This is a genomic window from Streptomyces physcomitrii, from assembly GCF_012273655.1.
Classification (GTDB): Bacteria; Actinomycetota; Actinomycetes; order Streptomycetales; family Streptomycetaceae; genus Streptomyces; species Streptomyces physcomitrii.
In genome coordinates this window covers 508,576-526,012 of sequence record NZ_JAAWWP010000002.1, presented here as the reverse complement: position 1 = coordinate 526,012, position 17,437 = coordinate 508,576, and the positions used below count along the sequence as shown (strand labels likewise).

The following is a 17,437-nucleotide window of genomic DNA, read 5'->3' as shown; positions in this document are numbered from 1 at the left end:
CTCCTCGGGCCCCGCCCGGACCATGCGGTCCATCGGTCTCTTGGACCGGGGGTTTTCCCTACCCCGGCCTCGGCCGGGCGGGGTGCGCCCCGGCTCAGCCCGGCTGGGGCTCCGGCCTGCGGCCGGTGTGGCGGGAGTCCGGTCCCTCCACCCGGTCCCGCCAGGGGAGTTCGGCGGTGACCGTGGTGGGGCCGCCGGGCGGGGAGTCGATGACGAAGAGTCCGTCCACCGCGCCGAGGCGCTCCGCGAGCCCGGCCATCCCGGTGCCCGCGTCCAGGCTGGCGCCGCCCCTGCCGTTGTCCGTGACCTGTATGAGCAGGCGGTCTCTGGCCCGCCACACGTCCACCGTCGCCGCGCTCGCCCCGCTGTGCTTGCTGATGTTCTGCAGCAGCTCGGAGACGGTGAAGTAGGCGATGCCCTCGATGGCCGCCGCCGGCCGGGCCGGGAGCGAGGCCGTCACCTGCACCGGGACCGTGCAGCGGGAGGCGACGGAGGAGAGGGCGGCGTCCAGGCCCCGGTCGGTGAGGACCGCGGGGTGGATGCCCCGGGCGAGATCGCGCAGCTCCTGCAGGGCGAGCTTCACCTCGCCGTGCGCCTCGTCGACCATCCGGGCCGCCGAGTCCGGGTCCTCCAGGAGCTTCTCCTTGGCCAGGCCGAGGCCCATCGCCAGATTCACCAGGCGGGCCTGGGCCCCGTCGTGCAGATCGCGCTCGATGCGGCGCAGGTCGGCGGCGGCCGTGTCCACCACCACGCCCCGGTCGGACTCCAGCTCGGCTATCCGCCGCTCCAGCTCGTCCGAGGGGGAGAGGAGTCCGCGTACCAGCAGGCGGTCGACGTTGGTCATGGCGCGGGCGAGGAACGGCAGCACCGGCCACAGCACGAAGAAGGAGACCAGGGTGAGGCTGAAGGTGAGCACGCCCCAGGGGAATCTGATCAGCTCGTACAGCGCGGTCCGCCAGGCCACCGTGTCCTTCAGCTGGGCCCACAGCCGGGCGAGGAAGTCCTGCCCCCGGTGCGGCAGCGGGCTCGGCTCCTCGATGCGCAGCCCGAGCAATCTGCGCGCCCGCGCCCGCTCCGCCTTGCCGAGCTGCCGGGCGCCGAGCAGCCCGAGGGCGAGCAGCGGCAGCCCGATCAGGGTCACGGTGAGGAAGGCGCCGGTGGACAGCACCGTCACCACGTACACGAAGCCGACCAGCGACGCGGGGAGGTTCAGCAGGAGATGCGCGATCTCCTTCCAGGTGAAGGCGTCGAAGGCGAAGCGCGGGGGCGGCGGTCGGTCGGTGCCGGCTGCCCCGCCGCCGGGTGCCGTGGTGAGCGTGCGTGCGGTCATATCGGATAGGTTGCCCGTCCGCCGGGCCGGGCGCCATGAGGTGCACCGCCGGCTTCACCTGTGGTTAACCCCACCCCCGCCGGGCCCCGGGCACTGCCCTCCGGCCGAGGCGGGGACCCCGCTCCCCCTTACCGTGCCCCTGTTGCCCCGAAATCCCCGGTGCCGCCCCCAGGGACCGGCCAGGGGGCGGACCACGACGTGAGACGGGCTGCTTAGCCTCTCTTTAGCAGGGCCTAGACTCCCGTGCGTAGAGATCGTCGGACGGGCGCGATCCACCGGGTCAAGGGGATCGTCGGACAGACACGATCGAGTCGGTCGTCGGATCGGTCGTCGGACAGGCGCCCCCCGCGGCGCGACGAGGTCAGGGAGCGAGGAGCGGACGTGCAGGGACCGACCGTTCTCGCGGCGGGCTACTTCCAGTCGTACTCCGCCGTCGGGCTGCTCGCCGTGGTCGGCGTGCTCTTCGTGGCCGTCGCCTTCGGGGCGAACCGGCTGCTGCGACCCGTGGTGCCCAGCCCCGAGAAGCTGCTCACCTACGAATGCGGCGTCGACCCGGTCGGCGAGGGCTGGGCCCACACCCAGGTCCGCTACTACGTGTACGCCTTCCTCTATGTGATCTTCGCCGTCGACTCGATCTTCCTGTTCCCCTGGGCCACGGTCTTCGCCGCACCCGAGTACGGCGCGGCCACCCTGGTCGAGATGTTCGTCTTCCTCGGCTTCCTGGCCATAGGACTGCTGTACGCCTGGAAGAAGGGCGTCCTCTCATGGATGTGACACCGGCCGAAGCCGCCGCGGCCCCGGGCGCGAGCGCCCAGGACCTCCCCGACCCCACCCGGCTGCCCGCCACCGGCGGCCGGCTCGGCGCGCTGGCCCGCCTCGCGCCCGAGCCGATGAAGGTGGTCCTGAACTGGGGCCGCCGCTACAGCCTGTGGGTCTTCAACTTCGGGCTCGCCTGCTGCGCGATCGAGTTCATCGCCGCCTCGATGGCCCGCCACGACTTCATCCGGCTCGGGGTGATCCCCTTCGCGCCCGGCCCGCGCCAGGCCGACCTGATGCTCGTCTCCGGAACGGTCACCGACAAGATGGCCCCCGCCGTGAAGCGCCTGCACGAGCAGATGCCCGAGCCCAAGTACGTCATCTCCTTCGGCGCCTGCTCCAACTGCGGCGGCCCCTACTGGGACTCGTACTCGGTGACCAAGGGCGTCGACCAGATCATCCCGGTCGACGTGTACGTCCCCGGCTGCCCGCCCCGCCCCGAGGCGCTGCTCCAGGGCATCCTCAAGCTCCAGGAGAAGATCGCCGAGGAGTCGCTGCGGGACCGCTACCGAAAACCCGGTGGCCCCCGGCCCTCCGCGGCCCAGCTGCAGAGCGACCTGGTCCGGCCGCCCGCTCCCGGGGAGGGAAGCCGGTGACCGGCTGGCTGACCGCACCCGCCGAGGAACTCTTCGGCGAGGGCGCCACCGCGGAGGAGAGCTACCAGGTCCTCACCGTCGAGGTCCCCCTCGGCTCCTGGATCCCGGCGCTCGAAACCGCCCGTACCACCCTCGGCTGCACCTATTTCGACTGGCTCAGCGCCGTCGACGAACCCGGCACCGGCTTCCGCCTCGCCGCGCATGTGGTGGCCGTCGGCACCCCCGTGCGCCGCCTGCTGCTGCGGACCCTGGTCCCGCACGAGGAGCCCGTGGCGCCCACCGCCGTCGGCGTCTACGCGGGCGCCACCTGGCACGAGCGCGAGACCCACGAGATGTTCGGCGTCGTCTTCGAGGGCCACCCCGGCCTGGACAAGCTGCTGCTCCCGGAGAACTTCGAGGGCCACCCGCTGCGCAAGGACTTCGTCCTCGCCGCCCGGGTCGCCAAGGCCTGGCCCGGCGCGAAGGAGCCGGGCGAGTCCGACCACGGCGGCCCCAAGCGCCGCCAGATGCTGCCACCGGGCGTCCCCGACCCGAACGAATGGGGCCCCCTCAAGGGCCAGCTGCCCCCCGCTCCGGCCCGCCCGGCACGGGGCGCGGGGCGTGCCGCCGGCGCGGCGGGGCGCGGTGCCGCCGCCCGCGGTGCCGGTGCCGCCGCACGCGGTGCCGCCGGTGCCGGGGAGACCGGAGACGCGGCGGGGGAGCGGCCCGTACGGAGGTCGCGTACGGCTGCGGGGGGATCGGCCAGTCAGACCGCCGGGGGCGGTACGCAGGGGGTTGGTGCCGAGGGTGCCGGTGCCGTGGGTGCCGGTGCCGGTGCCGGTGCCGCAGGTGTCGGCGAGGAGAAGGAGAAGCGGGGGCCAAAGGCCGACGGAGCTGCGGCTGCGGGTCCGGTTCCGGATTCCGGTACGCCAGCGGGTGCGGGTCCGGCTGCGGAGGTGCCCGAGGCTTCGCCCGGGGCGGCTGCCTCGTCGTCCGGCTCCGACTCCGACGCTGGCTCCACCGCTTCGGACGCGCCCTGGCATCATGCCCGTCTGGCCTTCGAGGACTCGGGGTCCGGCAGCGACAGCGAGACCAGTACCGACAGCAAGACCGGCAGCGACACCGGGCCCGAGAGCGACGGCGACAGCAAGAGCGACAGCCAAGGCAAGAGCGACGGCCAAAGCAGGAGCGACAGCAAGAGCGGCAGCGAGACCGGCACCGCTTCCGGCGCAGCCGCAGCCGCAGCCGCGAACGCGGACACGGGCACCACCGAAACCGAAGCCACCCCCGACACCGACACCGACCCCGCCCCCCACACCGACCGTCCCGGAGGTACGCAGTGAACGACGTGCTCGACGTCGCCCTGCGACTCCTGATCGTCTTCGTCGCCTTCCTCGTGCTGCCGCTGGTGGTCGGGCAGAGCGAGCACAAGGTGATGGCGCACATGCAGGGGCGCCTCGGTCCCATGTACGCGGGCGGTTTCCACGGCTGGGCCCAACTGGTCGCCGACGGCGTGAAGTTCGCGCAGAAGGAGGATGTCGTCCCGGCCGGAGCCGACCGGCGGATCTTCCAACTCGCGCCCGCCGTCGCCCTGCTGCCGTATCTGCTCGTCCTCTTCGCCATCCCGGTGGGGGACGGCGACGGCGCGGTCGGCCAGGTCGTGGACGCGGGGATCTTCTTCGTGCTGGCCGTGATGGGCGTCGGCGTGCTCGGCTCGCTGATGGCCGGGTGGGCGTCGGCCAACAAGTTCTCCCTGCTCGGCGGCTTGCGCACCGCCGCGCAGCTCCTCTCGTACGAACTGCCCATGCTGCTCGCCGCGGCCTCGGTCGCGATGGCCGCCGGTACCGTCTCGCTGCCGGGCATCCTCGACGCCTTCGAGTGGTGGTGGCTGCCCTGGCAGATCGTCGGGGCGATCGTCTTCTTCGTCGCCGGGCTCGCCGAACTCCAGCGCCCGCCCTTCGACATGCCGGTGGCCGACTCGGAGATCATCTTCGGCGCGTACACCGAGTACACCGGCCTGCGGTTCGCGCTCTTCATGCTCGCCGAGTACGCCGGGATCGTCGTGCTGTGCGGGCTGACCACCGTGCTCTTCCTGGGCGGCTGGCACGGGCCCTGGGGTGCCGAGGGCCTCGGCTGGGTGTGGACCCTGCTGAAGTCCGCGGTGCTCGCCTTCCTCGTCATCTGGCTGCGCGTCACCTACCCCCGGCTGCGCGAGGACCAGCTCCAGAAGCTGTCCTGGACGCTGCTCGTCCCGCTGGCCCTCGCCCAGATCGCCCTCACCGGCATCGTCAAGGTGGTGATCGAGTAACCATGGCCGAGTCCTCCGCGCACTCGCCGCATGCGCACGCCCCGCACCCGCACGCCCCGCACTCCCCGGCCGCCGAGGAGCCGCGCCGCTCGCGCATTCCCGGCTCCGGCCTGGCCAAGGGCCTCGCGGTCACCCTGCGCACGATGACGAAGAAGACGGTCACCGCGCAGTACCCCGAGGTGCTGCCCGCGCTGCCGCCCCGTACCCGCGGTGTCATCGGGCTCTTCGAGGAGAACTGCACGGTCTGCATGCTCTGCGCCCGTGAGTGCCCCGACTGGTGCATCTACATCGACTCCCACAAGGAGACGGTCCCGGCCGCCGCCCCCGGCGGACGCGAGCGCAGCCGCAACGTCCTCGACCGCTTCGCCATCGACTTCTCGCTCTGCATGTACTGCGGGATCTGCATCGAGGTCTGCCCCTTCGACGCGCTGTTCTGGTCGCCCGAGTTCGAGTACGCGGAGACCGACATCCGCGAACTCACCCATGAGCGCGACAAACTCCGCGACTGGATGTGGACCGTCCCCGAGCCCCCCGCCCTGGACCCCGCGGCCGAGGAGCCCAAGGAGCTGGCCGCCGCCCGCAAGACCGCGGACAAGCTCGCCGCCGAAGCCGCCAAGGCGGCGGAGGAGGCCGCGCCCCCCGAGCAGCAGGCCGCGGCAGCCGAGCAGCAGCCGGAGACCGAGGGGCCCGAGGGTCCGGACGCATCGACCGAGGGCCCTCAGGGTCCGGACACACCGACCGAGGGAGGAGCCCGGTGAGCCTCGCCGCCCAGAGTCACGGCTTCCTCTCGCCGACCGGCGTCGAGATCACCTTCCTGCTCGTCGGCCTCGTCACCCTGGGGGCGGCGCTGGTCACCGTCACCACGCGCCGCCTGGTGCACGCCGCGCTCTGGCTCGTCGTCGCCCTCGGCGGGCTCGCGGTCGAATACCTCCTGCTCACCGCCGAGTTCATCGCCTGGGTGCAGGTCCTGATCTACGTGGGTTCCGTCGTCGTCCTGCTGCTCTTCGGGCTGATGCTGACCCGGGCGCCCATCGGCCCGTCCCCGGACGCCGACTCCGAGAACCGCTGGGTCGGCCTCGCGGTGGCCCTCGCCGCGGCGGCCGCCCTGGTCTGGGTCGTCGTCGACGCCTTCCGTACGACGTACATCGATCTCGACGGCGCCGCCCAGGGCACCACCGAGGTGACCGGGCAGAGCCTGTTCCGCGGCTGGGTGCTGCCCTTCGAGGCGCTCTCCGTACTGCTGCTCGCCGCGCTCGTCGGCGCCATCGTCATCTCCCGCAAGACCGCGGAGGAGGAGACGGGCCCCGGCGGTACCGCCCCCGTCACCCCACCGCGCCGGACCGGCCCGCGCAGCACCGGCAACGGCCGCCGCGGCATCACCGCCGCCGCCTCGGCCGCCGCCCGCTCCCGGGCGACGACGACGCCGGCCACGGCACCGGAGGGCGAGCCCGGGCCCGCCCCCGAGACGTCCAACTCCCAGGCCATCGACGGAGAAGCACCCGGCAAGGGCGAGGAAGTGCCCGCCAAGGGCGAAGGCGCCGCCAAGGGCGGAGAAGCACCCGGCAAGGGCGGAGACCTCGCCGCCAAGGGCGAAGACGCCCCCGCCAAGCGCGAAGACGCAGCCGCCAAGGGCGAAGACGCACCCAGCAAGGACGAAGAAGGAGAGCAGCGCTGATGCATCTCGCCTATCCCGCGGTGCTCTCCGCGCTGCTGTTCTGCACCGGGCTGTACGGAGTCCTGGCGCGCCGCAACGCCATCCTGGTCCTGATGTCGGTCGAGCTGATGCTCAACGCCGTCAACCTGAACCTCGTCGCCTTCGACGTCTGGCTCGCCGAGGCGGCCGAGGACACCCTGCACTCCGGCCAGGCGCTGACCCTGTTCACCATCGCCATCGCCGCCGCCGAGATCGGCATCGGGCTCGCCATCGTGCTCGCCGTGTACCGCGCCCGCGGCACCTCGGACGTCGACCGGCTGCGCGAGACCGCCGAACGCGGCCACCCGGACGGGACCGGGGGCTCCGGCGCGGACGCCGGGGACCCGGACGGCGCGGGCCGCAACGCCGCAGACAGGACTGAGGCCGCCGCGTGACCACCACGACCCTCGCCGTACTCGTCCCGCTGCTGCCCGCCCTCGGCGCCCTCGCCGGGCTGCTGCTCGGCCGCAGGGCCCCCGGCTTCGTCCGGCCGCTGGCGGTCCTGCCGACCCTGACGGCGGGCGTGCTCGCGGTGCTCGTCGCCGTCCGGCAGGGCGGCGGCGCCCCGGTGGACGCCGTCCGCGAACTGACGCCGACCGGCTCCGTGCCCATCGAACTCGCCCTGCACATCGACGGTTTCGCCGCCCTGGTGGCGATCCTCGTCGGCCTGGTCGCCACCTGCGTACAGCTCTACTCGACCGGCTATCTGCGCGACGACCCGCGCTACCCCTCGTACGCCGCGATCGTCTCCCTCTTCACCTCCGCGATGCTGCTCGTCGTCTACTCCGGCGACCTGATGGTGCTCCTGGTCGGCTGGGAGATCATGGGCATCTGCTCGTACTTCCTGGTCGGGCACTACTGGGAGACGCCCGAGGCGCGCGCCGCCTCCCTGAAGGCCTTCCTGGTCACCAAGCTCGGCGATGTCCCCTTCCTGATCGGCCTGTTCGCCCTGGCGACCGAGACCGGCTCCTTCCGCATCACACGCATCCTCGGCGCGGTCGCGGACGGCGGCCTCGACCACCCGACGCTGATCGCCCTGCTGCTGCTCGCGGGCGTCGCGGGCAAGTCCGCGCAGTTCCCGCTGCACACCTGGCTGCCCGACGCGATGGCCGGCCCGACCCCGGTCTCCGCGCTGATCCACGCCGCGACCATGGTGGCCGCCGGTGTCTACTTCATCGCCCGGCTCCTCCCCGTCTTCACGGCCTCCCGGGCCGCGCTGATCGTCCTCGCGCTGATGGCCGCCGTCACCATGGCCGGTTCGGCGCTCGCCGCGCTGGCCCAGGACGACATCAAGCGGGTGCTCGCCTACTCGACCATCGGCCAGCTCGGCTATATGACCGGCGCCCTCGCGGTCGGCGAACGCGGTGCCGCCGTCTTCCACCTCCTCGCGCACGGCGCCTTCAAGGCGCTGCTCTTCCTCGCCGCGGGCGTGATCATCCACGCCGCGGGCACCAACTCGCTGGCCGCCATGTCCCGGATGCCGGGCCTCAAGTCCCGTGTCCCGGACGCCTACTGGACGATGACCGTGGCGCTGCTCGCGCTCGCCGCCCTCCCGCCCTTCAGCGGCTTCTTCTCCAAGGAGGCCGTGCTCGGCGCCGCCGAGCACGCCGCCACCGGACACGAGGGCCCCGTCCCCGGCGCCGCGGGCTGGATCGTGCTCGTGGCGGGCCTGTTCACCGCGCTGCTCACCGCCGCCTACGCCACCCGGCTGTGGCTGCTCACCTTCCACTCCCCGCTCGCCCGGGCGGCCGAGGAGCCCGGCCCGCTCGCCGAGGCCGCCGCCGGACAGGAGGCCGCCGCCGAGGAGGCCCGGGCCCACGGCCACGGCAAGCAGCCCGCGGTGATGAACCTCGTGCTGTGGATCCTCGCCATCCCCTCCCTCGCCTTCGGCCTCGCCGTCGGCACGATCCCCGACTGGTTCGACGGCCACTCGCTCAACCCGACGCTCACCACCTCCGTACTCGGCACCGGACTCGCCCTCGTCGGCGGGCTCGTCACCTACGGGACCTGGCGGCACACCACCGCGATGGCGCTGCGCGTCCCGCTCGGCGCCGTCGCCGTCAACCGGCAGGAGGGCGCCGCCGCCGTCGAGGCGGAGGCCATCACCGCGCACGAACCCGCCTACGGCGACATCGCCGCCGCCCCCGACCCCGCCGACCCCGGCCGGCTCCTGCTCGGCCCGCTGCACCGGCACGCGGTCTCCGGCTTCCACCTGGACGCCGTGTACAGCGCGCTCTTCGTACGCCCCGTACAGCTCGCCGCGAAGGTCGTGCGCTTCCTGGACCGCGAGGTCGTCGAGAGCTACGTACGCGCCGCGGCCGTACTGCCGCGCTGGTTCGGCGCGGCGGTGCGGCGCGCGCAGACCGGGAACGTCCAGACCTACCTCAGCGCGCTCTTCGCCGGTTCCGCGGTCCTGGCGCTCGCCGTCGTCGTCCTTGCCCACCTGAACGCGGGGTCCTGAGCCGTGATCGATATCAGCTCGTCCGTGATGCAGTTCCTTCTCGCGCTGATCGTGGCCGGACCGCTCCTCGGCGCCGCCGCGGCCCTGCTGCCCGCCCCGCCCGGACTGAAGGGGAAGTCCCCCCAGCAGGCGGTGCTGCGGCACGGCGTACTCGTCACCGGCGTGATCCTGCTCGCCGCGATCGTCCTCGCGCTCGGCTTCGACCACGACCACCCGTCGAGGATCCAGGCCAGCACCGATCTCAGCTGGATCCCGGCCCTCGACGTACGCCTCCACCTCGGTGTCGACGGCATCTCGCTCCCCCTCATCGTCCTGACCGCGCTGCTCACCTTCCTGTGCGCGCTCCACAGCTACTTCAAGCGGCCCGAAGGCCCCGCCCCGCAGGCCTTCGTGGCCCTGATCCTGGTCCTCGAATCGGGCACCCTGGCCACCTTCGCCGTGCTCGACCTGCTGCTGTTCTTCCTGGCCTTCGAGATGGTCCTCATCCCGATGTACTTCCTCATCGCCCGCTGGGGCGGCAAGGACAGGGGCCCCGCCGCCTGGAAGTTCATCCTCTACACACTGCTCGGCTCCGTGGTCATGCTCCTCGGACTGCTCCTCGTCGGACTCGATTCCGGCACCTTCGACATGGTGGCACTCGCCTCTGACAACGGCCGCTCCCTGAGCGCCTCCGTGCAGGTCACCGCCGCTCTGGCGATCGGCATCGGCCTCGCCGTGAAGACCCCGATGTGGCCGCTGCACACCTGGCTGCCGGACGCCCACACCGCCGCCCCCACGGTCGGCTCCGTGCTCCTCGCGGGCGTCCTGCTCAAGATGGGCACGTACGGCTTCGTCCGCGTCCTGCTGCCGATCGTCCCGGACGGCGCCCGCACCTTCGCGCCCTACCTCGCCGCCTTCGCCGTGGTCGGCGTCCTCTACGGCTCGCTGGCCTGCCTCGCCCTGGTCAGGGAGGGCGCGGGCGGCGACCTGAAGCGGCTCATCGCCTACTCCTCCGTCGGCCACATGGGCTTCGTCCTCCTCGGCATCGCCTCCATGACGCCGACCGGGGTCAACGGCGCGCTCTTCGCCAACATCGCCCACGGCCTCATCACCGGCCTCCTCTTCTTCCTGGTCGGCGCCCTGAAGGACCGCACCGGCAGCACCGACCTCGACGCCCTCGCCAAGGAGACCGGCGCCGCCCTCTACGGCCGCGCCCCCCGCTTCGGCGGACTCCTCGCCTTCGGCGCGGTCGCCTCGCTCGGCCTGCCCGGACTCGCCGGGTTCTGGGGCGAGATGCTGGCCATGTTCGGCGCCTTCGACCCCGCCGCCGGCCTGCACCGCGGTGCCTTCCTCACCTTCACCGCCCTCGCCGCCTTCGGCACCCTGCTCACCGCCGCGTATCTGCTGCTCGTGGTCCGCCGCGTCTGCATGGGCGCGGTGCCCGAGAAGGCGCCGGAGTTCGCGGACGTCCAGGGCTACGAGTTCGCCGCCTGGACCCCGCTCGTCCTCCTCACCGTCCTCGCCGGACTGTGGCCCGCCGTGCTGCTCGGCCTCACCGACCCGGCGGTCCACAAGCTGCTCGCCGGAGGCGCGTCATGACCGCCCAACTCGCCGCGTCCGCCGAGTACCTGCCCCAGGCCCAGTCGGCGGTCCAGTCGATCGACTGGCTCGCCGTCGCGCCGCCCACCGTCACCGCCCTGGTGGCGCTCGGCGTCCTCCTCGCCGACCTGTTCCTGCCGCCCGCCCGCAAGGCGCTGCTCGGCCGGCTCTCGGTCGCCGGTCTCGCCCTCGCCCTGCTGTCCCTGCTGCCGCTCCTGGACGGGGACCGCGAGGCCTTCTGCCTCCAGGGCAAGGCGGAGGTGTGCAGCTACACCGCCGACCGCTTCACCCTGGTGGTGCAGCTCCTGGTCCTCGGCGGCGCGCTGCTCACCGCGCTGCTCTCCATGACCGCGATCCGCGACTCGAAGAACCCGGCCGGTCCGGGTGCCGCCGGAGCACCGGCCGCCACCCGAGACCCGGCCGCCACCCGAGACGGAGCCGTCACCGGAGACCCGGCCACGGCGGGAGAAAGGTCCGCGCGCGGGGACGCGGCGGCGGCCGCCCAGCCGCTGCCCGCGGGCGAGTTCTGGTTCCTGCTCCTGTGCTCCGCCGCCGGGGCCGCCCTGCTGCCCGCCTCCCGCGACCTCGCCACCCTGGTGGTCGCCCTGGAGGTCGCCTCGCTGCCCGCCTTCGCCCTCGTCGGCCTGCGGCGCGGCGAGGCCCGCAGCGCCGAGGCCGCCCTCAAGTTCTTCCTCTCCTCGGTCACCGCCACCGCGGTCACCCTGCTCGGCGTCAGCTTCGTCTACGCCGCCACCGGCAGCCTCTTCCTCACCGAGATCGCCGAGGAGGTCACCCATGTCGACGGGCAGCTCCAGACCCTCGTCGAGACCGGCGTCGTCCTCACCCTGGTCGGCTTCGCCTTCAAGACGGCCGCCGCGCCCTTCCACTTCTGGGTGCCCGACACCTACGTCGGCGCGCCCCTGCCCGTCGCCGCCTACCTCTCGGTGGTCGGCAAGGCGGTCGGCTTCTCCGGGCTGATCCTGGTGACCGTCCTCGCCTTCCCCTCGTACGGGAAGGACATCTGGGGCCCCGCGCTCGCCGTGCTCGCCGCCCTGACCATGACCGTCGGCAATGTCGCGGCCCTGCGCCAGGGCGCCGACCGCGCCTTCAGCGCCGTCCGGCTGCTCGCCTGGTCCTCGATCGGCCAGGCCGGCTACCTGCTCGTCCCGCTCGCCGCCGCCGCGTACACCGACGACGGCCCCCGCACCATCGGCTCCACCCTCGCCTACGCCCTGATGTACGCGGTGGTGAACCTCGGCGCCTTCGCCGTCGCGGCCCTCCTCGCCCGTACGAAGCCGCTGGCCCGGATCGCCGACTTCCGGGCGCTGTACGCCGCGCGCCCGGTCACCGCCCTGGTGTTCGCCTTCTTCCTGCTGTGCCTCGCCGGGCTGCCGCCGGGCATCATCGGCCTGTTCGCCAAGGTCACCGTCTTCGCCACGGCCGTCGACGCGGGCCTCGGCTGGCTCGCGGTGGTGATGGCCGCCAACGTCGTCATCGCCCTCGTGTACTACCTCCGGTGGACTGCGCTGCTGTTCCGCTCGGCGGAGGGTGCGGAGGGCATCGAGGGTGCGGAGGGTGCAGAGGGTGTGGCAGGCGCGGGTACGGGGGCTGCCGGGGCGGGGGCCGCTGCTGCGGGGAGTGGCGGGGGTGCCGGTACCGGTGTCGCGGTCGGAGGATCGGCGGGCGGGGTGGCGGTGCTTCCGGCTCCTGTGCCGCTGAAGGTGGCGGTGGGCCTGACGGCCGTGGTGGGGGTGGTGCTTTCGGGGGCGCCGCAGATGGTGTTGCGGTTCGCGGATATGGGGTTGTTCGGGGGCTGAGGGTTGAGGGCTGTGCGGTTGAGGGCGGAACGCTGAGGGCTGAGTGGCTGGGGGCGGAGCGCTGGGGAGGGGCTGAGGGCCGCGGGGCCGCGGGGCCGGGGGGCCCGGGGGAGCGGTGGCTGGCGGTGCTGGTCGGCCGGCTGACAAGTAGCGGGTAACAGATGACGGATGACAGATATCGATATCTGCCATCCGTCATCTGTTATCTGTCAGTCCAATTCCGTCAGCGCATCTTCGTCAGCGCATCCCAGGTCAGCGCATCCGGGCCAGCCCCTCCCTCTCGATCACCGGCCACTAGCCACCGGCCACCAGTCACCAGCAATCAGTCACTGGCCATCGGCCACCGTCCGTCAGCCATCGGGCATCGGCCATCGCCCCGGCCACACTCGCCCGCCCGCGCCCCACCCCACACCCTCCCCGCCCCCACCCGCCTCACCCGCCCAGCCCACCGCTCCACGTGCGCAGACCGCCGGACGCCAGGGAACCACTGCCGCCCGCCTGGCGTTGACCAGTACGGGAGGGTCCACTGGACGGGGAAGGCCAGGATCCGGTCGGCAGCGGGTTCACCGGCGAGAGACATCAGGAGGGCGTTCCGTGCACCGCAGGCACAACGGGCTGAAAACCGCCGTACTCCTCGGGGGACTGTCGGCGCTGATCCTTCTGCTCGGCAGCTTCTTCGGGCGTACGGGACTCATCATCGCGCTCGTCGTCGCGCTCGGCACCAACGCGTACGCGTACTGGAACAGCGACAAGATGGCGCTGCGGGCGATGCGCGCGCGGCCGGTCAGCGAGTTCGAGGCGCCCGCGCTCTACCGCATGGTGCGCGAGCTCTCCACCCAGGCCCGCCAGCCGATGCCCCGCCTCTACATCTCCCCGACCGAGGCCCCGAACGCCTTCGCCACCGGCCGCAATCCGCGCAACGCCGCGGTCTGCTGCACGGAGGGCATCCTGCGGATCCTCGACGAGCGCGAGCTGCGCGGGGTCATCGGCCACGAGCTGAGCCATGTCTACAACCGGGACATCCTGATCTCCTCGGTCGCGGGCGCGCTGGCCTCGGTGATCATGTTCCTGGTGAACTTCGCCTGGCTGATCCCCTTCGGCCGCTCGGACAACGACGAGGGCCCGGGCATCTTCGGCATGCTCCTGATCATGCTGCTGGGCCCCCTCGCCGCCTCGGTGATCCAGCTCGCGATCAGCCGTTCCCGCGAGTACGAGGCCGATGCCTCCGGCGCCCAGCTCACCGGTGATCCACTGGCGCTCGCGAGCGCATTGCGCAAGCTGGAAGCAGGCACCAAACAGCTGCCTCTCGCCCCCGAGCCCCGGGTGGAGACCGCGAGCCACATGATGATCGCGAACCCCTTCCGGCCAGGTCAGGGCATGGCGAAGATGTTCTCCACCCACCCGCCGATGGCGGAACGCATCGCTCGGCTCGAACAGATGGCAGGTCGTCAGCAGTGAAGACAATTCTGAACATCATCTGGCTGGTCCTGAGCGGCTTCTGGCTCTTCCTCGCCTACCTCGCCGCGGGCCTGATCCTCTGCATCACGATCATCGGCATCCCCTTCGGCGTGGCCAGTTTCCGTATCGCCGGCTACGCGCTCTGGCCCTTCGGCCGGACGACCGTCGTGCGCCCGGACGCGGGAGCACCCTCCCTGGTCGGCAACATCCTCTGGGTCGTCCTCGCGGGCTGGTGGATCGCCCTCGCGCACATCAGCACCGGACTCGTCCAGTGCCTGACGATCATCGGCATCCCGCTCGGCATCGCCAACTTCAAGCTCATACCGGTCGCCCTCATGCCCCTCGGCCGCGACATCGTCAGCACCGACCGCCCCTTCACCGCGCGCTACTGAAGGGCGTCCGAGGGTTCGTCGCCGCGGATCACCCGGGGTCGAGCTGGTGGTCGGCCCAGACATAGCTCTCGGGCAGCAGCTCGGCGACGGGCACGGCCCGAAGGCCTTCCCTCGTGCCCGTGCCCGTGCCCGCGTTCGTGCCCGCGCCCGCGTCCTCGCCCTTCCCGACGATGACCGTGAGCCCCGGGAAGTAGTCGAGCAGCACCTGACGGCACCGTCCGCACGGGGGCACCACCCCGCGGTCGCGGTCGCCCACGGCGACGATCGTCTCCAGCTCGTACGCCCCCTGCGCGGCCGCCGCCCCGATGAGCACCAGCTCGGCGCAGGGCCCGCCGGTGAAGTGGTAGGCGTTCACCGCGGTGACGATCCGGCCGTCCCGGTTCCGGCCCGCCGCCGCCATCGTGTGGTTGTCACCCCGGCACCGCGTGCGAGCGAGGTGCGCCGCCGCCTCGACGAGTTCCTGGTCGACGAGGTGATGCGCCCGCGTACTCATCGTCTCCGCCCTCTCCCGCTCTTCTCCGGTCCCGTTCTTCCCCGGCTTCTCCGCGCCGCGCCGGGTGTCAGCTGATGACGTTGACCCGTACGAAGCGGGGGCGCAACCGCATATCGCAACCGGCCCGGCGGTGCGGCGCGTCCTCCTGCATGAGGTCGCGGACGTCCGCGTTCTCCGGCGAATCAATTCACGCTCCGAGGGCAGACGCGGAAGAAGTCCGAGCGACCGCGCCGCGGCTGCCGGGCACAAGGGAAAGGTGGGAACAGGCCATGGGTATCCTCGGCTGGATCATTCTGGGGCTGCTGGCCGGTGCGATCGCCAAGGTCCTCCTGCCCGGCAAGGACCCCGGCGGCTTCCTCGGGACCACCGTCATAGGCATCGCGGGCGCCTTCCTCGGCGGCTGGCTCTCCGCCCGCCTCCTCGACCACCCGATCAACAAGGACTTCTACGACGGCTCCACCTGGGCAGCCGCGATCGGCGGCGCCCTCGTCCTGCTCGTCGCGTACCGCATCCTGTTCGGCCACTCCCGGCGCTGAGCTTCCGGCCCGGAGAGAAGCCGGTCCGGAGCGTCAGGAGCAAGGGGAGGGGCAGGGGCTAGGAACAGCGGCCGGGTCAGGTCCCGGGACCGAAGAGCTCCTCAAGGACCTCGGTGCCCTCCTGCGGCGCACGGACCTCGACGTGCAACTCCGGTCCGTCCAGGTGCAGACGGAAGTCGAAGAACGGGCAGCACCGCTGCTCCTCGGCCGCCAGCGCGGCCAGCTCCGCCGTACGAGCCGCCGGCAGCGTGAGCCGCAGTCCCTCGGCGAGCGGCAGCCGGACGGCGCCTCGTACGGCCTCGCGCCAGCGCTCCGCCCGCTCCTCACGCGCCGCACCGGTCAGCGCACAGGCCACAGGCGCCTCACGCCACCGCTCGGCCTGATCGGCGCCACCCGCCTCGCCCCCGCACCCGCAGGAGGCGGCCTCCCTGTCGCCCCCGTCCCCCTCCCCGCCCTCGGCCTCTGCCTCGACCGGTGACGGGTGGCCGGGGCAGCAGTCGGAGGTGCAGGGCTCGCCGCTGTCCGGGAGGGCGTCCAGGTGGTCGAGAGTCCGCTCCAAGTCGGCGACGAGCAGGCCGAGTTCAGCTACCTGCTCCCGGGAACCGACCAGCCGTGCGGCGATCCGGGGCCGCAGCTCCGTCCGCACCTCCGCGCAGGTGCCCGAGGCCCGCACCCCGAGCACCTCCGCGATCTCCTCCAGCGGAAGCCCCAGGTTCTTGGCAGCGCGGATGAACCCCAGCCGCTCGACGGACTCCTCGCCGTAGACGCGGTACCCCGCCGCCGTACGGCCGGGGCTGAGCAGCCCCGCACCCTCGTAGAACCGCAGCGTGCTCGCGGGAAAGCCGGTCCGCTCCGCGAGCTGGGATATCCGCAAGGTGCTCATACGCCCGACGGTAGACCTTCCACCCGACTCGAAGCTCAACCCGCCAGCCGCCAGCCACAGCGACGAGGGCCGGCCCCGGACCTCCCCGGCGACCAGCCCTCGTACTCCTCTTAGCCCTCTAGCTCTCTGACCCTGCCGCCCGCTGTCTACTGCAACCCGCTGGCGGGCCTGTACGGGCCCGGCTCAGCGGTAGTTCACGAACTGGAGGGCGAAGTCGAAGTCCTTGCCCTTCAGGAGCGAGATGATGGTCTGGAGATCGTCCCGGCTCTTCGAGCTGACCCGCAGTTCCTCGCCCTGTACCTGCGCCTTGACGCCCTTGGGGCCCTCGTCACGGATGATCTTCGCGACCTTCTTCGCGTTGTCCTGGGAGATGCCCTCCTCGATGGAGGCGAAGATCTTGTACTCCTTGCCGGACAGCTGCGGCTCGCCCGCGTCCAGCGCCTTCAGCGAGATACCGCGCTTGACCAGCTTGGACTGGAAGACGTCGAGGATGGCGTTGACCCGGTCCTCGGAGTTGGCCTCCATGAGGATCTTCTCGCCGGACCAGGCGATCGAGGCGCCCACGTTCTTGAAGTCGTAGCGCTGCGAGATCTCCTTGGCGGCCTGGTTGAGGGCGTTGTCGACCTCCTGCCGCTCGACCTTCGAGACGATGTCGAAACTGGAGTCGGCCATGTCCTGTGGCTCCTTAGCGTGTGTCGGGGCGGCCATCGAGCTGCGCCGCATCCGCAAAGCCTAGAGGAGCGGGTCCGACGACCCGGCCCCCCATTCCGTACGCCGCCGGGTCCCGCGCGCACTGATCAACCGGGTGGCGAAGCACCCCTGGGGATCAGGTATCGTTTACGTCGTTGCCACGGAGCAGCGCCGAAGGCGCGGTACTCCAGGCGGCAAACCCGGCGGTGTGCCCGAGCGGCCAAAGGGAGCAGACTGTAAATCTGCCGGCTCAGCCTTCCCAGGTTCGAATCCTGGCGCCGCCACGCTGAGGGAAACCCCCTCCGAACTGCGAGAACGCAGGACGGAGGGGGTTTCTTCGTCATCGCACAACAGCCTCCGCGAGCAGCCAAATTGCCTGGCTTGTCTCACTCTTTCCCCGGTGAGTC

At 72.0% G+C, this 17,437-nt stretch carries 16 protein-coding genes, 1 tRNA gene and 1 pseudogene; 14 read left to right on the top strand and 4 right to left on the bottom strand.

Annotated features, from left to right (window positions below):
• Positions 1–94: 94 nt before the first annotated feature.
• The gene (locus tag HFV08_RS05550; protein WP_168536354.1) at positions 95–1,330 is read right to left on the bottom strand and encodes a sensor histidine kinase AbrC1; all 1,236 of its coding nucleotides are present in this window, start codon (positions 1,328–1,330) and stop codon (positions 95–97) included.
• A 381-nt stretch (positions 1,331–1,711) separates the two neighbouring features.
• Between HFV08_RS05550 and HFV08_RS05545 the strand changes: the two genes are divergently transcribed.
• The 12 genes and pseudogenes from HFV08_RS05545 to HFV08_RS05485 all read left to right on the top strand — a co-directional run bounded on the left by HFV08_RS05545 (position 1,712) and on the right by HFV08_RS05485 (position 14,428).
• Entirely contained in the window at positions 1,712–2,104 is a 393-nt protein-coding gene (locus HFV08_RS05545; protein ID WP_040252589.1) for an NADH-quinone oxidoreductase subunit A, read from the top strand.
• Complete coding sequence (locus tag HFV08_RS05540; protein WP_168536352.1) at positions 2,095–2,742, top strand: NADH-quinone oxidoreductase subunit B; 648 nt, start codon at positions 2,095–2,097, stop codon at positions 2,740–2,742. The genes HFV08_RS05545 and HFV08_RS05540 overlap by 10 nt, the downstream gene beginning before the upstream one ends.
• Entirely contained in the window at positions 2,739–4,064 is a 1,326-nt protein-coding gene (locus HFV08_RS05535; protein WP_168536350.1) for an NADH-quinone oxidoreductase subunit C, read from the top strand. Before HFV08_RS05540 ends, HFV08_RS05535 begins: the two co-directional genes overlap by 4 nt.
• Complete coding sequence (locus HFV08_RS05530) at positions 4,061–5,029, top strand: complex I subunit 1/NuoH family protein (RefSeq protein ID WP_168536348.1); 969 nt, start codon at positions 4,061–4,063, stop codon at positions 5,027–5,029. The genes HFV08_RS05535 and HFV08_RS05530 overlap by 4 nt, the downstream gene beginning before the upstream one ends.
• A 143-nt stretch (positions 5,030–5,172) precedes the next feature.
• A complete protein-coding gene (locus HFV08_RS05525) occupies positions 5,173–5,787 on the top strand; it encodes a 4Fe-4S binding protein (RefSeq protein WP_168536583.1) in 615 nt (204 codons plus the stop codon).
• A pseudogene (locus tag HFV08_RS31395) lies at positions 5,784–6,318 on the top strand (NADH-quinone oxidoreductase subunit J family protein); the annotation flags it as partial. The gene HFV08_RS05525 and the pseudogene HFV08_RS31395, both read left to right, overlap by 4 nt.
• 385 nt (positions 6,319–6,703) lie before the next feature.
• The gene (gene nuoK, locus HFV08_RS05515) at positions 6,704–7,117 is read left to right on the top strand and encodes an NADH-quinone oxidoreductase subunit NuoK (protein WP_246341506.1); all 414 of its coding nucleotides are present in this window, start codon (positions 6,704–6,706) and stop codon (positions 7,115–7,117) included.
• Positions 7,114–9,183 (top strand): NADH-quinone oxidoreductase subunit 5 family protein, encoded by a 2,070-nt coding sequence (locus HFV08_RS05510; RefSeq protein ID WP_168536344.1) that lies wholly within the window; start codon positions 7,114–7,116, stop codon positions 9,181–9,183. Before nuoK ends, HFV08_RS05510 begins: the two co-directional genes overlap by 4 nt.
• 3 nt (positions 9,184–9,186) lie before the next feature.
• Positions 9,187–10,761 carry a complex I subunit 4 family protein gene (locus HFV08_RS05505; RefSeq protein WP_168536342.1) on the top strand — a complete coding sequence of 525 codons (1,575 nt, stop codon included), beginning with the start codon at positions 9,187–9,189 and terminating at the stop codon, positions 10,759–10,761.
• Positions 10,758–12,578: an NADH-quinone oxidoreductase subunit N gene (locus tag HFV08_RS05495; RefSeq protein WP_246341505.1), complete on the top strand. Its 1,821-nt coding sequence runs from the start codon at positions 10,758–10,760 to the stop codon at positions 12,576–12,578. The genes HFV08_RS05505 and HFV08_RS05495 overlap by 4 nt, the downstream gene beginning before the upstream one ends.
• A gap of 594 nt (positions 12,579–13,172) precedes the next feature.
• Entirely contained in the window at positions 13,173–14,036 is an 864-nt protein-coding gene (htpX, locus tag HFV08_RS05490) for a zinc metalloprotease HtpX (RefSeq protein ID WP_168536340.1), read from the top strand.
• Positions 14,033–14,428, top strand: coding sequence for a YccF domain-containing protein (locus tag HFV08_RS05485; RefSeq protein WP_168536338.1), 396 nt, complete (start codon positions 14,033–14,035; stop codon positions 14,426–14,428). Before htpX ends, HFV08_RS05485 begins: the two co-directional genes overlap by 4 nt.
• Positions 14,429–14,456: 28 nt before the next feature.
• On the opposite strand, the gene HFV08_RS05480 is transcribed toward HFV08_RS05485, so the two are convergent.
• The gene (locus HFV08_RS05480) at positions 14,457–14,921 is read right to left on the bottom strand and encodes a cytidine/deoxycytidylate deaminase family protein (RefSeq protein WP_168536336.1); all 465 of its coding nucleotides are present in this window, start codon (positions 14,919–14,921) and stop codon (positions 14,457–14,459) included.
• Positions 14,922–15,190: 269 nt separating this feature from the next.
• Here HFV08_RS05480 and HFV08_RS05475 point away from each other — a divergent pair, with 269 nt between their 5' ends.
• Positions 15,191–15,457: a GlsB/YeaQ/YmgE family stress response membrane protein gene (locus tag HFV08_RS05475; RefSeq protein WP_168536334.1), complete on the top strand. Its 267-nt coding sequence runs from the start codon at positions 15,191–15,193 to the stop codon at positions 15,455–15,457.
• Positions 15,458–15,533: 76 nt separating this feature from the next.
• Here the strand turns inward: HFV08_RS05475 and HFV08_RS05470 are convergent, their stop codons facing one another.
• On the bottom strand, positions 15,534–16,340 hold the full coding sequence (locus HFV08_RS05470) for a MerR family transcriptional regulator (RefSeq protein ID WP_168536332.1): 807 nt from the start codon (positions 16,338–16,340) through the stop codon (positions 15,534–15,536).
• Positions 16,341–16,523: 183 nt separating this feature from the next.
• Positions 16,524–17,012 (bottom strand): YajQ family cyclic di-GMP-binding protein, encoded by a 489-nt coding sequence (locus HFV08_RS05465; protein WP_040252613.1) that lies wholly within the window; start codon positions 17,010–17,012, stop codon positions 16,524–16,526.
• A gap of 220 nt (positions 17,013–17,232) precedes the next feature.
• Here HFV08_RS05465 and HFV08_RS05460 point away from each other — a divergent pair.
• Positions 17,233–17,314: transfer RNA gene (locus tag HFV08_RS05460), tRNA-Tyr, on the top strand.
• Positions 17,315–17,437 lie beyond the last annotated feature (123 nt).